This window comes from Kitasatospora sp. NPDC057500 (genome assembly GCF_042802195.1).
Taxonomy (GTDB): domain Bacteria; phylum Actinomycetota; class Actinomycetes; order Streptomycetales; family Streptomycetaceae; genus Kitasatospora.
The window spans coordinates 1-14,041 of the sequence record NZ_JBHVER010000091.1; the positions used below are offsets into that span (position 1 = coordinate 1).

The window sequence follows — 14,041 nt, forward strand, 5'->3', positions numbered from 1 at the left end:
GCGCGGCTGCGGTGCCGCGCACCCGCCGGCAGCTGTTTCGGAGGTGTGCGAACCGTTCGGCGCGGCAATTGGCGGACGAATGTCCCCATTGATCTAAGTTTGGAGGGCAAGGGAGCACGTCGAGCAAGGAGCAGCGGCATGGCCAACAGCGCGAACCCCAGGATCGTCGTCGGTGTCGACGGCTCGCCCGCCTCGGAGAAGGCGCTGCGCTGGGCGGTCGACTACGCCCGGCTGACCGGAGGCACCGTCCACGCCGTCGCCGCCTGGGAGTACCCGGCGTTCTACGGATGGGCCGGGGCGAGCGTGCCCGCCCCCGAGTTCAACCCCGAGGAGCTGGCCGGCAAGACCCTCTCCGACACCGTCGCCAAGGCCGTCGGCACCCGGCCCGACGTGGGGATCACCGAGTCGGTCGTCCCCGGCAACGCCGCCCAGGCGCTGCTGGAGGCGGCACGCGGCGCCGCTCTGGTCGTGGTCGGCAGCCGCGGCCTCGGCGGATTCACCGGCGCGCTGCTCGGCTCGGTCAGCCGCCACCTCACCGAGCACGCCCCCTGCCCGGTGGTCGTGGTCCGCCACGGCCTGGCCGGCGAGGAGGGCGGCGGAGAAGGGACGAGCGGCGACGCGAGCGGCGGCGACGTGGAGTAGCCGGCCGCTCGGCTGCGGCGGGCCGCCGCGGGGAGGGAGGATGGAGGCATGCCAGAAGGTGACTCCGTCTACCGCGCGGCGGCCCGCCTGCACCAGGCCCTCGCCGGACAGGTGCTGACCACCGGCGAGCTGCGGGTGCCCGCCCACGCCACCGCCGACCTCGCCGGACGCCGGGTGCTGGAGGTCGTGCCGCGCGGCAAGCACCTCCTCACCCGCCTCGAAGGCGGCCTCACCCTGCACACCCACCTGCGGATGGACGGCCGCTGGGTGGTCTTCCGCCCCGGCGAACGCTGGACCGGCGCGCCGCTCCACCAGGTCCGCGCCGTCCTCGGCACCGAACGCGGCACCGCCGTCGGCTACCGGCTGCCCGTCGTCGAACTGCTGCGCACCACCGACGAGCAGCGCGCCGTCGGCCACCTCGGTCCGGACCTGCTCGGGCCCGACTGGGACCCGGCCGAGGCCGTCCGCCGACTGCTCGCCCACCCGGGCCGACCGGTCGCCGAGGCCCTCCTCGACCAGCGCAACCTGGCCGGCATCGGCAATGTCTACGCCAACGAGCTCTGCTACCTGGCCGGCGTCACCCCGTGGACGCCGGTCGGCGAACTGACGAACACCGACCGCCTGGTGGCCCGCGCCCACCAGCTCCTCGACGCCAACCGGCTGCGCTCCGGGCACATCACCACCGGCGACACCCGGCGCGGCCACCAGCAGTGGGTCTACGGCCGGGCCGGGCGGCCCTGCGTGCGCTGCGGCGCCACGGTGCTGACGGCGGACCACGGCCCGGCGCCGCAGGAGCGGCCGGCGTACTGGTGCCCGTCCTGCCAGCGAGGCCCGGCCCCGGCGGTCAGGGGCGTTCGACCAGGGCCGGGTGGCGCGGGTCGTCGAAGCGGACGGTGAGGTCGGCGGCCTCCGCGGGTCCGGTCTCCGCCTCGTAGCGGGCGAAGGCGGGCAGCGTCCACTGCTCCTCCGGCGGCGTCCGCCGGGCCAGCGCCGCCGGGGAGAGCGCCAGGTGGACCGTCAGCTCCAGCGGCAGCCACCGGCCGAGCAGCAGCACGCCGTCCAGCAGCAGCACCCCGCCGGGCGGCAGTTCGGTGTAGGGCGCGCGGGTGGCGCGGTCGGTCACCGGGTCCCGCAGCGAGGGCATCACCCGGCCGCTGCCGCCGGGCTCCAGCGGGTCCAGCACCTCGCGCAGCAGCGCGCCGTCGTCGAGCCAGAGGTCGTGGAAGGCGTCCGCGTCGTGCCGGCCGTACTCCAGCCGGACCGAGGCCGGACGCAGGAAGCCCGCCGCCGGGACCCGCAGCGCCGGGAGGCCGCGCAGCCGCAACGGTTCGACCAGGGCATCCGCGAGCACCCCGGGCCGGGCCGCCGCGGCGCCGTCCACCGCCACCCGCAGCCACCGCCCCCCGGCCCCGGGCAGCGCGGTGATCCGGTCGGCGAGCAGTTCGACGAGGCGGTCTGGTGAGATCGGGCGAATCGGCACGGCGTCATCCTGGGTCGGGTCATCGTGCGGCGGGGGTTCGAGGACGGACGCCGGCTAGGGCACGGGCAGCCTGCCGAGACAGTAGAGGGTGCTGTCGTGGCCCGCGAAGAGCCGGGTGCCGTCGCTGGACACCGACCAGACGTCGACCCCGGGGCCGGAGTCGGCGAAGGTGGTGAACGGGCGGCCGGACACCGTCTCGACGAAGTGCACACCGGCGTCCGCCGGGCCGGGCACGATCAGGCCGGTACTGGTCAGCAGCGGGCGGCAGCGCCGGTCGAGCCGGAACGGCAACCGGTACTGCCAGAGCTGCTCCCCGCTGTCCACCGCATGGGCGGTGACCAGGCCGTTGTCACGCAGCAGGTACACCTGGAAGTCGTCGCTCACCGGCGGCAGGACGCGCCACTCCTCACCCCGGCCGGGGCCCACCGACCAGCGCGGCGCGCCGTCCTCGAACCGCAGGGCCCGGACGCCGCCCGCCCCGGCGGGAAGGTAGACGTGCTGCCGGTCGACGGCGGACCAGGCGGTGCCGGTGTTCGCCGTGGACCAGAGCGGGCGGCCGGTGAGGCCGTCCAGCAGCGTGATGCCGACGGCCGGGTCGGCGTCCCAGGCGAGCAGTCGGCCGCCGCCGGTCTCCAGCATGGCGACCGCCGCCTCGCCGCGGTCGGCGGCCGGGCGCGACCAGAGCAGGCCCCGGCCGGTGGCGCCCATCGCGAACAGGCTGCCGCGCAGGTCGGCCCCGCCGCCGACGCGGCCGTACACCTGGCTGCCGTCGCAGCCGAGCAGGGTGATCCGGTCGCCCAGCGCCGGGGGCAGCGGCAGGCTCCAGCCCGCGCTGGGTCCCACCAGCGTCCGGGCGTCGACGTGGCCGGTCGAGACGGTGAACAGCCGACCGTCCTCGACGAACAGCGGCGAGTCGTCAGGGCGGTCGCTCGACGAGGGCTCCTCGACGGCGGCGGTGACGGCGCCGGTCTCCGGGTCCAGCAGGTGCAGGCCGGCGCGGGTGGCGTAGACGGGCGCGAACAGCCGGCCGCGCAGCCGGCCCGGCGTCATCGGCCCGGTGCTCCGGTGGACCCACACCGGCTCCGGTCCGGCGACCCGGGTGGGCAGCGGCTGCGGCTTCGGCGGCGGCGCGGGACCGGATCCGCCGGCGGCGCGTGACACCCCCCAGACGGCGGCACCGGCCGCCAGCACCCCGGCCCCGGTCAGCAGCCGGCGCCGGGTCAACCGTGGCCCGCCGTCGTCGCCTCCGCCCCCGCTCACCACATCGGCGGGCGCGCCGGCGGCCCGGCCCCCGTCGTCCTCGTCCCACTGCCAGGACGCCTCGTCCCCCGACCCCATGCCTCGCCACTCGTTTCCCCCGGGGCAGCCGTCCACGCTGCGCTGTCCAGCGAGAATACCCAAGCGGCTGCCGGGCGCCCCCGCGGAGGCGGCCGGCGTCAGGACGCGGAAGCCCGCGCCGCCTCCAGCTCGGCCACCAGCCGCCTGACCCGGCGGTTGGTCCCGCCCCCCGACAGCGCGTGCAGCACATCCGTCGCGCCGGAAGCCAGCACCAGCTCGGGGACGTCGGACGAGTAGATCGTGCCCTTCAGGACGGCCACCCGCACCTCCCGGACGTCCGCCCACGCGTGGGAACGCTTCCCGAACAGCCCGGAGTACTCCAGCCCGGCCGGCCCGTAGGAGACGCCGAACGCCGGCGCGCGGAGCATCAGCACCGCACTCGGCAGGCCCAGGAGCACGAGCGGCAACAGCCGGAGCAGCCCGGGCGCGCCCGCCGACATCACCAACGAGAGCAGCAGGCACACCCCGCCCACCAGGAAGTAGCCGAGCGCCCAGGGAGTGCGCCTCTTCCGCATGTCCACCCCGATTCCGCGAGCGCGGTACCGTCCGAGGCCCGGCGGTGCCGCCACCGTTCGAGGGACAAGCATACGAACGGTGGCCGCGCCGACCGGACGGAGGCCGGCGCCGGGCGGGTCAGCCCGGGACGCCGTGGTCGGCCAGGTCGGCCAGGACGTCCGCGTGGCAGGGCAGCGGGGCACACCAGCAGCCGAGCCTGCGGCCGCGCAGGCCGGGGACGAGGTCGAGCAGCTCGGGGTGGCCGAGGAGATGGGCGCGGTACTCGACCAGCATCTGCTCGCGCGAGAGGTCCGGGCCCGGGCGGAAGGGGCAGTGCAGCGGCGACTCGGCGAGGTGCCAGCCGCCCCGGTGCATCGCCCGGCCGACGTAGACCACATCGGCGAACGCGGGGTCGTCGCGGTGGCCCTTCAGGTTGACCACGGTGGTCGGGCCCGGGCCCGGGGTGCGGCGCGTCATGGGGCCGATGGTGGCGCAGCCGGGGCCGACTGGCACCCCGGGAGGCGCCGGGCTCGCCTTGACAGCCCCTGGGGCCCGGCGTAGCAAGGGAAGATGCACGAGGGTGTGCCCGCGGACCCGCCCGGTCCGCGACCGAGCGGCGGCGGTGCCCGGGCGGTGCGATCCGGCCCGTACCGCCTCCATGAGCACGCCGCGCCGTCCCCGGAGGAACAGCTGCTGCGCGACCGGGACGCCCTGCTGACCTCCGCCGTCCGCACGGTGCTCGGCGGTACCGAGGCGCACGGCGCCACCCTCCACCTGCGCTCCCGCGACCGCCGCTCGCTGGTGCTGTGCGCCGTCGCGGGCGTGCCGCTGTCGGTCCTCGGCCCGTTCCGGCGGATCGCCGCCGCCGGCCCGCTGCCGGTCGCGGTCGGCTACCGCACCGGCCGCACGGTGCTGCTCGCCGACACCGAGGACACCATGCGCCGCTTCCCGCAGTTCGCCCTCGGCCTGCCGTACGACTTCGCCTCCGCCTGGGTCCCGGTCCGCTCCGGCGGCGAGACGTACGGCGTGCTCGGCGTGCTGTGGCCGGCCTCCGGCGACGGCGTGCCCGAGGGCGCGCGCCGCCACCTGCGCGCCGTCGCCGACCGGCTGGCCGGCGGACTGGCCGCACTGGCGGCCGACGGCCACCCGGTGGAGCCGGACGGCGACACCACGGTGGTCGAACTCACCCCGCCGTCCGCGCCGACCACCCGGGTGGGCCTGTTCGACTGGGACGTGCTGGCCGGCGTGGTGACCGCCGACGACCAGTTCTGCGAGATCTTCGGCATCGCACCCGGCGACTTCGACGGCCGCGCCGACTCCGTCGCCGCCCGGATCGCCCCCGGCGACCTGCCCGAGTTCCGCTCCGCCGTGCGCGGCGCCCTCGACGGCGAACGGGTGCTCGCCGCCCGGCTGCGGGTGCTGGACCGCGACGGCCACCCCTACCCCGTCGAACTCTGGGCCCGGGTGCCGCACGACCGCACCGGCCAGTGGGGCCGGCTGGTCGGCGCGGTCCTCGACACCCGGACCGGCACCGCCGCGGCCGCCGCCGTCGAACGGCTGCGCGACGGCGTCTTCTCGCTCGACCCGGACGGCCGGATCACCTACGCCAACCACAGCGTCGAGCTGCTGCTCCAGGCCCGCCGCGAGGACCTGGTCGGCCACCACCCGTGGCAGGTGCTGTCCTGGCTCTCCGACCCGGTGTACGAGAACCGCTACCGGGCCGCCCTGCTCTCCCAGCAGCCCACCGCGTTCCTCGCGCTGCGCCCGCCGGACAGCTGGCTGGCGTTCTCGCTCTACCCCGACGCGCACGGCGTCACCGGCCGGGTGGTCGCCGCCGAACCGCCGCCGGACGCCGCCGCCCCGCCCGCCGAACCCGCCCCGCCCGGCGCCTGGACCGGCCTCGGTGCCATGTACCACCTGCTCCAGCTGGCCAGCGCGCTGAGCGAGGCGGTCACCGCCCGCGAGGTGTTCCGCGCGGTGGCCGACGAGATCCTGCCGGCCCTCGGCGGGCAGGAGCTCGCCATCTACGCCGTCCGGGAGAAGCGGCTGCACCTGGTCTCGGAGAGCGGCTACCCCGACGGCTTCCTCGACCGCTTCGAGGGCATCCCGGTCGGCGCCAGGGTCCCCGGCGCGGAGACGATCAGCAGCGCCGCCCCGATCTTCTTCGAGTCCGTCGACGAACTGGCCGCCGCCTACCCCGAACTCACCCTGGACGACATGGGGGCCTGGGCGTTCCTGCCGCTGATCGCCTCCGGCCACCCGGTCGGCAGCTGCATCCTCGGCTTCGACCGGCCCCGGGTCTTCACCCTGGAGGAGCGCGCCCTGCTCACCGCGCTGGCCGGCTTCATCGCCCAGGCGCTGGAGCGCGCCCGGCTGTACGACGCCGAGTTCACCCTCGCCCGCGGCCTCCAGCAGGCGCTGCTCCCGCACCGGCTGCCGCGGCTGGAAGGGGTCCGGATCGCGGCCCGCTACCTGCCCGGCACCCAGGGCATGGAGATCGGCGGCGACTGGTACGACGCCGTCGTCACCGGCCGGGACCTCTGCCTGGTCATCGGCGACGTCGAGGGCCACAGCGTCGGCGCGGCGGCCGCCATGGGCCAGCTGCGCAGCGCCGTGCGCGCCTTCGCCACCGGCGGCCACCCGCCCGACGAGGTGCTGGCCCGCACCAACCAGCTGCTGCTCGACCTCGACCCCGGGCTGCTGGCCAGCTGCTGCCTGGTCCGGCTCACCCCCGGGGAGGGCACCGCGTTACTCGCCAGGGCCGGCCACGTGCCGCCGGTGCTGCGCCACCCGGACGGCCGGACCGAGGCGCTGGACGTGCCCGGCGGACCGCTGCTCGGTGTGGACGGGGCCGCCGCCTACCCGGTCAGCCCGCTCACCCTGGAGCCCGGATCGGTGCTCGCGCTGTACACGGACGGCCTGGTCGAGGACCGGGCGGAGGCGATCGACGCGGGGGTGGAGCGGCTGTGCGCCGCCCTGGCGTGGCCGGGCGGCGGGCGGCCCGCGGTCGCGGAGGGCCCGGAGGAGCTGGCCGACCGGGTGCTGCACGAGCTCGGCTCCACGCACCGGGCCGACGACATCGCGCTGCTGCTCACCGCCTACCGGTGAGCCGTCCGGCGGTGGCATCCGAGCGACTTTCGTCGGTCCCGGCCGCGACGAACGGTGGCGGCGCCCGGCGCGGCCGCTTCGTTAGCCTCGACGGGTGGACGTCATAGCAAGAGCCTGGTCGAAGGCGGTACGGACGGCGCTGCCCGGTCCCTGGCGGGCCGGGCTGGTGATCCGCGAGCTGGTCGGCGCGCTGCTGCTCGGCGGGCTCGCCGTGCCGATCGAGGTGGCCAGCCGTACGGGCCTGGCGCCGGTGATGGGACCGGCGGTGGCCGTCCTCTTCCTCCTGCGCCGCGGCCTGCCGGCCACCGTGCTGGTGCTCACCGCGGTGGCCTGCGGCCTCGGCGGCGGACCGCTGCCGCTGCTGATCTGCGCCGGCTGGTCGGCCGGTGCCCGGGTGCGCCGGGTCGCGGTGCTGGTCGGCTCGTTCACCGCCGGCTGGATGCTGATGACGCTCCTCGGCGTGGCGAAGGACGCCGGGCAGGCGCCGGCGAAGCTCATCGTCGGGTTCACGCTGGGCGGTTTCCTGCTGCTCGCGGTGCTGCCGGCGCTCTGGGGCCGCTACCGGGCGCAGCGCCGGGCGCTGATGGACGCGCTGCGCGAGCGCAACGAGCAGTTGATGCGCGAGCGCGCGATGGTCGCGCACCAGGCGCGGTTGCGCGAGCGGCACCGGATCGCCCAGGACATGCACGACAGCCTGGGCCACCAGTTGGCGCTGATCTCGGTGCACACCGGGGCGCTGGAGGTCGACCGGACGCTCACCGACCGGCAGCGGGAGGCGGTCGGCGTGCTGCGGCTGGCGGCGGTCGCGGCGATGCGCGAGCTGCGCGAGGTGGTCGGGGTGCTGCACGACGAGTCGTCGATGACGCCGTCCGTGCCGGGTGCCGGGTCCGGTGCCGTCGCGGGCGGCCCGCCGGGCGTCGCGGCCGTCGGGCCTGCGGCCGGGGGCGTCGGGACGGGCGGGGTGGACGGGATCGAGGGGCTGGTCGCCTCCTCCCGGGCGGCGGGCACGGTGGTGTCGCTGGCCCGGGACGGCGAGCGCCGTGCGCTCAGCGCGTCCGCCGGTCATGCGGCGTACCGGGTCGTTCAGGAAGCGCTCACCAATGCGCACAAGCACGCCCCCGGCGCACCGATCACGGTCGCGCTCCGGTACGAGCCGGACGCGCTGGTGGTCGAGGTGGTGAATCCGGCGGCGCCCGAGCCGGTGGGGGTGCGCGCCGGCGGCGCGGCACCGGCGGTCAGCGGCGGCCAGGGGCTGACCGGGCTGCGTGAGCGGGCCAGGCTGGTCGGCGGCATGGTGCACGCCGGGCCGACGGCCGAGGCGGGCTTCCGGCTGGCGGCGGTGCTGCCCTACCAGGGGGCGGAGGGGGCGGGCGGCGCCGGGACCGCGGCCGTGGACGGCGGCGCGGACAGTGGCGCGGACGGCGCATGGGGCGCGGAGGGGGCGTCCGGGTGGGCGTTCGACGGCGCGCTGCCGGTCGGACCCGCGCCGGCGCGTCGGCGGAGCCCGGCGATCGGGTGCGCGATCGGGGGCGTGGCGGTGCTGGTGGCCCTCCTCGGGCTGCTGGTCTGGGGCGTCGTCGGGTTCGTCCGGTCCGCCCAGGACGCCACGGTGCCGCAGGCGGTGTACGAGGAGATCCGGCTCGGCACCCCGGAGGAGGAGGTGAGGCGGTTGCTGCCGCCCGGCAGCCCGTTCTTCACCCAGAACCTGCGGGGCACCGGCCCCACTCCGCCGAGCGGCTCGGTCTGCCACTACTTCATCTCCGACGCGCCGGTGGGCGGCTGGAACGAGGACGACGCCATCCGGTTCTGCTTCAAGGACGGTGCGCTGGTCGACAAGCAGCACTACCGGGTGAAGCAGTGAGCGGCGGGGGTGTGAGGATGGTCCCCGGCGCCGCCGGCCGCTCCGGTGGCGCACCGTCAGGACCAGTACAAGGGGATGACCAGCAGTGATCCGAGTCCTCGTCGCCGACGACGAGCCGCTCATCCGGGCCGGGATCAGGATGATCCTGTCGTCCGCCGACGACATCGACGTGGTGGCGGAGGCCGCCGACGGCCGGCAGGCGCTGGAGCTGGCCCGCGCCCACCGGGCGGACGTCGTCCTGCTGGACATCCAGATGCCGGTGATGGACGGCCTGACGGCGCTCGCCGAGCTGCCGAGGGCCGCCCCCGGCGCGCGGGCGCTGATCCTCACCACCTTCGGGGAGCGCGAGAACGTGTTGCGCGCCGTGAGCGACGGTGGTGCGGGCTTCCTGCTGAAGGACACCGCGCCGGGCGAGCTGATCCAGGCCGTCCGGGCGGCCGCCACCGGGCACGCGTTCCTGTCGCCCGCCGCGACCCGGCACATCGTGGACTCGCTGGCGGGCGGCCGGGCCGGGCCGGCCGCGGCCCGCGGGGCGCAGGCCCGGCGGCGGCTGGAGGTGCTGACCGAGCGGGAGCTGGAGGTCCTCGCCCTGCTCGGGGAGGGGCTCTCCAACGCGGACGCCGGTGCCCGGATCCACATGAGCGAGGCGACGGTGAAGACGTACGTCAGCCGGATCCTGGCCAAGCTCGGGTGCGACAACCGGGTGCAGGCGGCGCTGCTGGCCCGGGACGCGGGGCTGGACGGCGCGGGCTGAGGCGGGTCGACGGCCCGTTCGGTCCGTATCCGGAAGGGTCGTGTGCCATGCGCTGAGCGAGTTTTCGCTCACTCTCGGTAATTGTGGTGGTGAATGCCACATCGACGGCGAGTGGAATCGGGAACTCCGATCGGTGTGGTGACGGCGCGTCAGGTGGTCGTAGCGATTTGTCGACGGCGGGGGGTCGTCGGTCGGCCGACCTGGTGTGAGCGACCGCACGGAAATCGACCGTTTGGGCCCGGGAATCCGGTCAAAGCCGGTCTTTTCTCGGTCGACTACATGATCAATACCGCCGGTAACAGTCAACTGACCTGGGGCGTCCAAGAATTGCTTGATGCGGCCCGGGGGCCGCCCTTAGCTTCATTGGCGGTGCAACGAGCACCACCCGGGTTCACCCCCGACGCACCGCCCGCCGACTGACCACCGGCGCGAGGGCGGTGCCCGTCGACGCGACCGGCCCCAACGGGCCGGCGGCGAGCGGGGGGTGGCTGGGGCGGCACGGCACGTCGGAAACGTGCCCGGCCGCCCGTCGAGCGAGGGAGCGAAAGCCGGCCCCGGCAGGGGTCTGGTTCCGCATGCCTGCCCGGGGCTTGTCGAGAGGAATTCCATGGATCCCCGTCACGAGACCGCCGCTTCCACCACCGTCGACAGCACCATCAACGGCACCAACGGCACTGCCAAGCGCAACCGGGTCCGGCTGGCTGTCGTCGCGGGCGCCGCCCTGGCGGCGCTGCCGGTGGCCGGCCTCGTCACGGCCACCTCGGCCTCGGCCGCCCCCGCCTCCTCCTGGGACAGCGTCGCCCAGTGCGAGAGCGGCGGCAACTGGAGCATCAGCACCGGCAACGGCTACTACGGCGGGCTCCAGTTCAACCCGTCCACCTGGCGTGCGTACGGCGGCACCGCGTACGCCCCGCAGGCCCACCAGGCGAGCAAGTCGCAGCAGATCGCCGTCGCCGAGAAGGTGCTCGCCAAGCAGGGCCCGGGCGCCTGGCCGGTCTGCTCGGCGCGGGCCGGGCTCAGCAGGGGCGGCGCGCCGGCCGTCGTCGACAGCGCGCCCGCCCAGGCGCCGCAGCCGGCCAAGCAGCAGCAGCCCGCCAAGGCGCAGCCGGCCAAGCCGGCCCAGGCCCCGAGCCAGAAGCCGACGGCCCGCAAGGCGGCGCCGGCGCCGCAGGGCCAGTCCCAGGCCCCGTCCTCGTCGAAGGGTGCCGCGAAGCCCGCCGCGCCCGCGAAGCCCGCCGCCGCCGGCGGCTACACCGTCAAGAGCGGTGACACGCTGAGCGGCATCGCGGCCAAGTTCGGCCTCGACCCGGCCGGGCTGCACGCCAGGAACGCGAAGGTGATCGGCACCAACCCGAACCTGATCTTCCCGGGCCAGACCCTGTCGTTCTGACCTCCCGTCCACAGCGGCGCTCCACCTGCCCCGGCATCCCCCTGCCCGGGGTCCCGCACGGCCACCCCGGCCCCCGGGGGTGGCCGTGCGGCGTGTCGCGGGGCGCCCGACCCGCCGGTAGTTGAACGTTGAACGCGACGTCCGAATACCGCCGGACCGGAGGGCCGCGCGGGCCGAGGATCGAGTCATGTCCGCGAACGACCTGAGGAGTTCTGGCGATATGACTACGACCACGCTCGCGAAGCTCGACGGCAGGGTGGCGCTGGTGACCGGCGGCAGCCGGGGCATCGGGGAGGCCGTGGCCCTGCGGCTCGCCGAGGACGGCGCCGACGTGGTGGTGACCTACCTCGGCAGCGCCGAACGGGCCGAGGCGGTAGCGGCGAAGATCACCGCGATGGGCCGCCGGGGCTGGGCGGTCCGGGCCGACAGTGCCGACCCGCAGGAGGTGCAGGCCGTCGTCGAGGCGGTCGCCGAGCGGTTCGGGCGGCTGGACATCCTGGTCAACAACGCCGGGGTGGGCTTCATCGGCCCGATCGAGGAGACCGGCCCGGCCGACATCGACCGGGTGCTGGAGGTCAACGTCCGGGCCCCGTACCTGTTCGCCCGGGCCGCCGTCGCCCATCTGACCGAGGGCGGCCGGATCGTGACCATCGGCAGCTGCATGGCCAAGCGGGCCGCCTTCCCCGGCGGCAGCCTCTACTCGACCAGCAAGGCGGCGATGATCGGGCTCACCAAGGCGCTGGCCCGGGAGCTGGGCCCGCGCGGGATCACCGTCAACCTGGTCCACCCCGGCCCGATCGACACCGACATGAACCCGGCGGACGGCCCGTCGGCCGACTTCCAGTCCGGCTTCACCGCGGTCGGCGGCTTCGGCCGGCCGGACGACGTCGCCGCGACCGTCGCCCACCTGGCGGGCGCCGGGGGCCGCTACGTCACCGGTGCGGAGATCGCCGTGGACGGCGGGTTCGCCGTCTGATCCGCCCCGCGCCGGCGGCCGGCCCGGGGTGTTGCTCCGGGCCGGTTGTCGGTGCCTCCGCTTACGATCGGCCGGACCGACCACGAGTGCGGGTCCGGCGCGGCCCCGACGACGGAGAGGTGCGACATGTCCGGAGCGGAAGACCCGATCGAGCTGCTCGCCCGTGCCCTCGCGCAGACCGCCGGCCTGATCGACGGCGTCGGCGCCGAGCTGGCCGGCCACCCGACGCCCTGCCGTTCCTGGGACGTCGGGCAGTTGATCAGCCATCTGCTGCACGACCTGCGGCAGTTCACCCTCCGGGCAGAGGGCGGCTCGCCCGACTGGTCGGAGCCCTTCGAGCGGGTCGAGGACGACTGGCTGCACCGCTTCGAGGCGGGCGCCGAGCGGCTGGTGGCCGCCTGGCGCGAGGCGGGGGGCCTCGACGGCGTCATCGAGGTGCCCGGCGTCGGCGAACTGCCGGCCCGCTTCCCGGTGGACCAGCAGATCGCCGAGTTCGCCGTGCACGGCTGGGACCTCGCCCGCGCCACCGGCCAGTCCACCGCCGGACTGGACCACGAGGTGGCCGAGGCCTCGCTCGACTGGGGGCGCGGCGCGCTGCGGCCGCAGTACCGGGGGAGCGAGGAGGAGCAGCACGCCTTCGGCCCCGAGGTCACGGCCGCCGACGACGCGCCGGTGTACGACCGGCTCGCCGCCTTCTTCGGCCGCGACCCGCAGGCGGCGGGGTAGGTCTCAGCCGCGGCTCCAGACGAAGGAGATCTCCGGGTAGCGCGGCGAGGGCGCGTTCAGCAAGGGCGACGGGCGCCCGCGCAGGAAGCGGTCGAAGTGCGCGCGGACGTAGGCGCGGGTCAGTTCGGCGCCGCGCGCCGGGGTGATGGTGCCGAGCAGTTGGGCGTACTGTTCGGCCGGCAGGTGGTCGGCGAGGCGGCCGGGGCCGGCGGTGTACGGCAGGTCGGTGAAGCTCAGGTGGCCGGAGTCGCGCTGGAGCAGGTGGCGCCCCCAGCCGCGCTGGTGCTCGCGCCAGCGCTGCCAGGTCTCGTGGTCGGCCAGCGAGGTGAGCAGCAGGAACGGCCGGTCCAGCCCCTCGTCCGGCACCGGCGAGCCGAAGAAGCCGCCGTCCAGGTTGAGCCCCGCCGCGAACCGCCGGTCCTGGCGGACCGCCTCGGCGGCGGCCGCCCCGCCCATCGAGTGGCCGAGCACGCCGATCCGCCCCGGGTCGGCGCACGGCAGGCCGTGGTGCCGCCGGGCCGTTCGGCCGGTGGTCAACTCCGTGGCGACGAAGCGCAGATCGGCCACCCGGGCGGCGATCTCCTTGCTCTCGGTGGCCCCCCAGTCGGCCGGGTCGTCCGCCAGGGCGCTGTGCACCAGCCGGCCGTCCGGGAACTCGACGGCGGCAGCGTCGTAGGTGTGGTCGACGGCCGCGACCAGGTAGCCGTGGGCCGCCAACTCCTCGGCCAGCGCGGTGCAGTTGGCGCGCCCGCCCTTGCGGCCGTGGCCGAGCAGCAGCAGCGGCAGCGCGCCCGGGGCGGCCGGTGCGCCGAGGCGTGCGGTCGGGCGCAGCCGGATGATGGTGCCCGGATCCAGCAGGCCCTGCTCCACCAAGGCCGCCACGCGCGCCGTGGTGTACGGCGCGCGCGGGCGCCCGGCGGCGCTCTGAGCGGGGTACCAGAGCTGCACCATCAGCTCGCGGGGCGCGGGTACGGGCGCGAACGGGTCCTGCCGGTCCTCGTCGACGAGGTGCAGCGACACCGTGCCGACTGTCCGGCGCACGGTCGGCGCCGGTAGGTCGATCGGCGCGGCGGACGGTGCGGCAGGTGGTGCGGCAGGGGGCGCGGCGACGGGTGACGCGGGGGCGGCGTACGCCGTCGTGCCCGGCAGCGCGAGCGCCGCACCACCCAGTCCCGCGAATGTGAGCAGCGAACGGCGCCCGATCATGGCCATCCACCCTTCGGATCATCGGATGTGATGAAAGGTCACCCTAGGTGGAACGGCCCGCCGGG

The 14,041-nt window shown here is 75.8% G+C and carries 13 protein-coding genes; 8 read left to right on the forward strand and 5 right to left on the reverse strand.

Going from position 1 to position 14,041, the window contains the following annotated elements; translation table 11 throughout:
- Window positions 1–138: 138 nt before the first annotated feature.
- Entirely contained in the window at window positions 139–642 is a 504-nt protein-coding gene (locus ACFU74_RS20300; RefSeq protein WP_380758567.1) for a universal stress protein, read from the forward strand.
- A 48-nt stretch (window positions 643–690) separates the two neighbouring features.
- Complete coding sequence (locus ACFU74_RS20305) at window positions 691–1,539, forward strand: DNA-formamidopyrimidine glycosylase family protein (protein WP_380758569.1); 849 nt, start codon at window positions 691–693, stop codon at window positions 1,537–1,539.
- On the opposite strand, the gene ACFU74_RS20310 is transcribed toward ACFU74_RS20305, so the two are convergent.
- The 4 genes from ACFU74_RS20310 to ACFU74_RS20325 form a co-directional block, all read right to left on the reverse strand.
- Window positions 1,487–2,122 (reverse strand): uridine kinase, encoded by a 636-nt coding sequence (locus tag ACFU74_RS20310; protein ID WP_380758571.1) that lies wholly within the window; start codon window positions 2,120–2,122, stop codon window positions 1,487–1,489. The genes ACFU74_RS20305 and ACFU74_RS20310 overlap by 53 nt on opposite strands.
- Before the next feature lie 54 nt (window positions 2,123–2,176).
- Complete coding sequence (locus ACFU74_RS20315) at window positions 2,177–3,460, reverse strand: PQQ-binding-like beta-propeller repeat protein (protein WP_380758573.1); 1,284 nt, start codon at window positions 3,458–3,460, stop codon at window positions 2,177–2,179.
- A 98-nt stretch (window positions 3,461–3,558) separates the two neighbouring features.
- A complete protein-coding gene (locus ACFU74_RS20320) occupies window positions 3,559–3,975 on the reverse strand; it encodes a hypothetical protein (protein WP_380758576.1) in 417 nt (138 codons plus the stop codon).
- Between the two features lie 118 nt (window positions 3,976–4,093).
- On the reverse strand, window positions 4,094–4,432 hold the full coding sequence (locus ACFU74_RS20325) for a DUF4326 domain-containing protein (protein WP_380758578.1): 339 nt from the start codon (window positions 4,430–4,432) through the stop codon (window positions 4,094–4,096).
- A gap of 156 nt (window positions 4,433–4,588) precedes the next feature.
- Here ACFU74_RS20325 and ACFU74_RS20330 point away from each other — a divergent pair, with 156 nt between their 5' ends.
- The 6 genes from ACFU74_RS20330 to ACFU74_RS20355 all read left to right on the forward strand — a co-directional run bounded on the left by ACFU74_RS20330 (window position 4,589) and on the right by ACFU74_RS20355 (window position 12,770).
- Window positions 4,589–7,063, forward strand: coding sequence for a SpoIIE family protein phosphatase (locus ACFU74_RS20330; protein ID WP_380758580.1), 2,475 nt, complete (start codon window positions 4,589–4,591; stop codon window positions 7,061–7,063).
- 94 nt (window positions 7,064–7,157) lie between these two features.
- Window positions 7,158–8,924, forward strand: coding sequence for a sensor histidine kinase (locus tag ACFU74_RS20335; RefSeq protein ID WP_380758582.1), 1,767 nt, complete (start codon window positions 7,158–7,160; stop codon window positions 8,922–8,924).
- An 85-nt stretch (window positions 8,925–9,009) separates the two neighbouring features.
- Window positions 9,010–9,678: a response regulator gene (locus tag ACFU74_RS20340; RefSeq protein WP_380758584.1), complete on the forward strand. Its 669-nt coding sequence runs from the start codon at window positions 9,010–9,012 to the stop codon at window positions 9,676–9,678.
- Window positions 9,679–10,285: 607 nt separating this feature from the next.
- Entirely contained in the window at window positions 10,286–11,068 is a 783-nt protein-coding gene (locus tag ACFU74_RS20345; RefSeq protein ID WP_380758586.1) for a transglycosylase family protein, read from the forward strand.
- A gap of 220 nt (window positions 11,069–11,288) precedes the next feature.
- Window positions 11,289–12,044 carry an SDR family NAD(P)-dependent oxidoreductase gene (locus ACFU74_RS20350; protein ID WP_380758588.1) on the forward strand — a complete coding sequence of 252 codons (756 nt, stop codon included), beginning with the start codon at window positions 11,289–11,291 and terminating at the stop codon, window positions 12,042–12,044.
- Between the two features lie 126 nt (window positions 12,045–12,170).
- Window positions 12,171–12,770: a TIGR03086 family metal-binding protein gene (locus ACFU74_RS20355; RefSeq protein ID WP_380758590.1), complete on the forward strand. Its 600-nt coding sequence runs from the start codon at window positions 12,171–12,173 to the stop codon at window positions 12,768–12,770.
- A gap of 3 nt (window positions 12,771–12,773) precedes the next feature.
- Here the strand turns inward: ACFU74_RS20355 and ACFU74_RS20360 are convergent, their stop codons facing one another.
- A complete protein-coding gene (locus ACFU74_RS20360) occupies window positions 12,774–13,976 on the reverse strand; it encodes an alpha/beta hydrolase (protein ID WP_380758592.1) in 1,203 nt (400 codons plus the stop codon).
- Window positions 13,977–14,041 lie beyond the last annotated feature (65 nt).

Excerpts from the sequence above, each read along its gene's own strand:
- ACFU74_RS20355 (WP_380758590.1), top strand. The coding sequence starts at position 12,171 with ATGTCCGGAGCGGAAGACCCGATCGAGCTGCTCGCCCGTGCCCTCGCG.
- ACFU74_RS20315 (WP_380758573.1), bottom strand. The coding sequence starts at position 3,460 with ATGGGGTCGGGGGACGAGGCGTCCTGGCAGTGGGACGAGGACGACGGG.
- ACFU74_RS20320 (WP_380758576.1), bottom strand. The coding sequence starts at position 3,975 with ATGCGGAAGAGGCGCACTCCCTGGGCGCTCGGCTACTTCCTGGTGGGC.
- ACFU74_RS20360 (WP_380758592.1), bottom strand. The coding sequence starts at position 13,976 with ATGATCGGGCGCCGTTCGCTGCTCACATTCGCGGGACTGGGTGGTGCG.
- ACFU74_RS20325 (WP_380758578.1), bottom strand. The coding sequence starts at position 4,432 with ATGACGCGCCGCACCCCGGGCCCGGGCCCGACCACCGTGGTCAACCTG.
- ACFU74_RS20350 (WP_380758588.1), top strand. The coding sequence starts at position 11,289 with ATGACTACGACCACGCTCGCGAAGCTCGACGGCAGGGTGGCGCTGGTG.
- ACFU74_RS20305 (WP_380758569.1), top strand. The coding sequence starts at position 691 with ATGCCAGAAGGTGACTCCGTCTACCGCGCGGCGGCCCGCCTGCACCAG.
- ACFU74_RS20300 (WP_380758567.1), top strand. The coding sequence starts at position 139 with ATGGCCAACAGCGCGAACCCCAGGATCGTCGTCGGTGTCGACGGCTCG.
- ACFU74_RS20345 (WP_380758586.1), top strand. The coding sequence starts at position 10,286 with ATGGATCCCCGTCACGAGACCGCCGCTTCCACCACCGTCGACAGCACC.